This is a genomic window from Robiginitalea sp. (genome assembly GCF_049588695.1).
Lineage (GTDB): Bacteria > Bacteroidota > Bacteroidia > Flavobacteriales > Flavobacteriaceae > Robiginitalea.
Map to the genome: position 1 here is coordinate 1 of NZ_JBAVZJ010000562.1, position 3,741 is coordinate 3,741.

Sequence of the window (3,741 nt, forward strand, 5' to 3'; positions counted from 1 at the left end):
ATTTACGCATCCGTGCCGTGCCGCAACCGGCTCCATAGAAATACAGACGTTCCACCTTGGAACTGTTTCGGGCTAGTTCAAAATTATTGGCCAGGCGCTCTTCTATGACTTCTTTGGTCAGCACTTCAGGACTGAGTCCCAGGGTCTGGGTCATAAAGAGTTGGTCCCCCTTGGAATCCAGGGCAATCCAGTCAGCCTTCGTTGCACCACTATCTACTATCAGTACCATGTGCGATATAAATTAAAAAAGGACCTTTCAAGACTTGCACTGTGAAAGGTCCTTTTGTTGGAATAATAACTCTTATTTGATGTTACAGACTGTGGATATGCTGGGCCAGGTCTACAAGTTTATGCGAATATCCCGCCTCATTGTCATACCAGGAAACAATCTTGAAGAACTTCGAATTCAATTCAATTCCAGCCCCGGCGTCGAAAATACTCGTTCTGCTATCCCCGACAAAATCCTGGGACACCACGGATTCTTCAGTATAGCCCAGGATGCCTTTCAAAGAACCTTCAGAAGCTTCTTTAAATACTTTTTTGATCTCTTCGTAACTGGTTTCTTTCTCCAGGCGAACCGTCAAATCAACTACAGAAACGTCTGCCGTGGGGACCCGGAAAGCCATCCCCGTAAGTTTTCCCACGAGATCCGGAATCACTTTGGTCACTGCCTTCGCAGCCCCGGTAGAAGCAGGAATGATGTTTAACAGTGCACTCCGCCCTCCTCTGTAATCCTTTCGGGAAGGCCCGTCCACGGTAAGTTGTGTAGCCGTAGTAGCGTGTACGGTGGTCATGAGCCCCTCATCAATTCCGAAGGTGTCGTTCAGCACCTTGGCCACCGGGGCCAGGCAATTAGTTGTACAACTGGCATTGGAAACAATGGTGTCTGAGGCTTTGGCATCCATATGGTTCACACCCATTACGAACATCGGAGCGTCTGCAGAAGGAGCAGAGATCACGACTTTCTTAGCACCCCCGTCGATGTGATACTGGGCAGTTTCCAGTTTGGTGAAAATCCCGGTGCATTCCGCAACAATATCCACACCGGCCTCATCCCACTGAATCGCCTTCGGATCTTTCTCAGCGGTTACACGTACCGTTTTTCCGTTGACTACCAGATGGCCATCCCGTACCGTTACACTTCCGTTAAAACGCCCGTGTACCGAATCGTACTTGAGCATATACGCCAGATGTTCGACATCCAAAAGATCGTTTATCGCAACTACATCCACGTTATCCCGTTCTACGGATGCCCGCAAAACCAGACGCCCAATGCGCCCAAATCCATTAATTCCTACTCGCAATGCTGCCATTTTAATGTGTTTTAAAGTTAAATCGTCATAATATCGGAAACGCGTATCAGTTCCCGGTCTATTTTCGTGTGCCCGCGTACGGCGTCGTCTATTGGCGTCAGGACCATCTCATTGGCAATTATTCCCACCATCAGGTTGGATTTGCCTTCGAGAAGACTTTCCACCGCCTTAACCCCCATACGAGAGGCCAGGACCCGGTCGAATGCCGTTGGGGAACCGCCCCTTTGAATGTGCCCGAGCACGGATACGCGTACGTCGTAAATAGGTAAATTCTTCTCGACGTACTCTTTGAGTTCAAAAACGTTTTTACCGGTTTTATCTCCTTCGGCCACGACCACAATACTCGAAGATTTACCGGATTTCTTACTGCGCTTGAGCGAATCCAAAAGGCGCTCCAGACCCAAATTTTGTTCCGGGATCAATATTTCTTCCGCCCCAGCAGCCACTCCTGCATTCAGGGCGATATGCCCCACATCACGTCCCATTACTTCAACAAAGAAGAGGCGGCTGTGTGAACTGGCCGTATCCCGAATCTTATCCATAGAATCGACCACCGTGTTGAGGGCTGTATCGAAACCGAGGGTATACTGGGTGCCAAAAATATCATTATCTATAGTGCCCGGAATACCTATCACCGGGAAATTGAATTCCTTGTGAAAAATACTGGCACCCCGGAAACTACCGTCGCCCCCGATAACTACAAAACCGTCAATACCGGCAGCCTTAAGTTGATCATATGCCTTTTGGCGTCCCTCGGGAGTCGTAAATTCCATACACCGGGCAGACTTGAGAATAGTCCCGCCCTTATTGATGATATTATTCACACTTCGCGCGTTGAATGGGACAAAATCCCCTTCAATCATACCCTGATACCCCCTGTAGATGGCCATACACTCAATTTCGAGATAGGCACATGTGCGGACTACGGCCCGTACCGCTGCGTTCATCCCCGGTGAATCACCACCGGAAGTAAGCACAGCTATTTTTTTTAAAGGGTCTTTCACGCTGAAAATTAAGTTGGTAAAAGTAATAAACTTACGTCAAAAAAAGAACGTATTCGCCTGATATCACGGGCTATTTCGCACGAAAACGTTTGCGTTTAAAATCCGTCTTTGGGGCTCCGGATTGAGTCCTTCTTAAAACCTCACTTATTGGGGTTTCGGGTTTTGGTATAAAAGTTAATCAGGCTATCCTGAACCACAGGCTCGGTCGGCGGTGTGTTGCGATTGAGGCTATCGGATTCCACCGCATCCTTATCCTTTTTCTTAAAGGTTTTCTGGAAGAGTTCCTTTACATTGTTAAAATCCATTTCATAAGAAAGTCCAACACCCTGTGTGTATCCCTGCCTGTCGGTGACGATTTGCTGCATTTCGTTCTGCCTGTTGAAGATCCGGGCGCTCAGGGTACCTTCATCGTTCAGAATAACCTGTACTTCTGCATCCCCGGCCACAGAACTTTCCTGTACACCGCCCACAGGCACCCCCAATCTTCCGTTAAACAGAACCCTGTCACTAATCTTGGTGGAAACGGTAACCCCTATCCGATCGTCTGTTGCAATGTCTGCGCTGGGATCCTGATAGCCGCTTTCATAAGAGAGTCCCCAGTTGATTACATCACCGTCTGAGCCGAGTGCCTTGCTGAATAAGTTAGAAGCCGTCTGGTAAATGTTCCCGGCCATTGCCTGTTGATTCAGGCCGGTACGGTCGTTCACAAAGGTTCCCTGGGCCAATAAAAACAAGGCGTTGCGTTCCTCAACAGTAGGATCCTGAAGCCGGTATTCCAACTCGGACTTCACGATAGAACTCGTCCCTGGAAACTGTATATCAAAACCCACAGTCGGCTTTTCGAGCTGATCGGTCAACCGAACAACCACTTCGGTAGGGATGCGCCGAGTATACCCGGAATTCTCCAATAAGGGCGCGGGATTAGCATTCAGCGCATAAATAGCCTCCATATCTAAATTGGCCTCCAGGGGATCTCCGTCCCAGTTGATGGTCCCCCCGGGGCGCACACTAAATGTCTTATCGATAAGCCCGGCGTATTTCAGGCGATATTGCCCTGTGACTACTACAAAATCCCCCCACATATTAAAGGTGCCATTTGTATTGATATTCATAAAAATCAGCCCGGCCCCTGTCCCTTTAAGGGAGCTACCTGTTTTCTGATCCACGACGATCTCCACCTCCGCATCGGGGGTTACGTCGAGGTCAAACTTCAGCTCAAGACCTTGAAAATCTTTTGACTGGCGTCCGGCCTCTAAAGCCTCCAGATCTTGTTTCTCAATAAACGTAATAAAAGAGTAGTCCCCTACCGAGGCTACGTCGCTAATAGGTATTTTCAGGCTTGTTCCCCGGGCAGAGGCTCCGTTAAATTCAATATTCAGACCAGAAGTGGGGCCGTAAATTCGACCTTTGCCATTTACATAGGC

General features: G+C 48.7%; 3 protein-coding genes and 1 pseudogene. All 4 read right to left on the bottom strand.

The window, feature by feature from the left end; translation table 11 throughout:
* Positions 1-229: pseudogene (locus WBV75_RS12915) on the bottom strand (N-acetylglucosamine kinase); the annotation flags it as partial.
* Positions 230-311: 82 nt separating this feature from the next.
* Positions 312-1,313 (bottom strand): type I glyceraldehyde-3-phosphate dehydrogenase, encoded by a 1,002-nt coding sequence (gene gap, locus WBV75_RS12920; RefSeq protein WP_424121001.1) that lies wholly within the window; start codon positions 1,311-1,313, stop codon positions 312-314.
* Between the two features lie 17 nt (positions 1,314-1,330).
* The gene (gene pfkA / locus WBV75_RS12925; RefSeq protein ID WP_424121002.1) at positions 1,331-2,317 is read right to left on the bottom strand and encodes a 6-phosphofructokinase; all 987 of its coding nucleotides are present in this window, start codon (positions 2,315-2,317) and stop codon (positions 1,331-1,333) included.
* A 140-nt stretch (positions 2,318-2,457) separates the two neighbouring features.
* The coding region (locus tag WBV75_RS12930; protein ID WP_424121003.1) for a translocation/assembly module TamB domain-containing protein at positions 2,458-3,741 on the bottom strand (1,284 nt) is incomplete at its 5' end.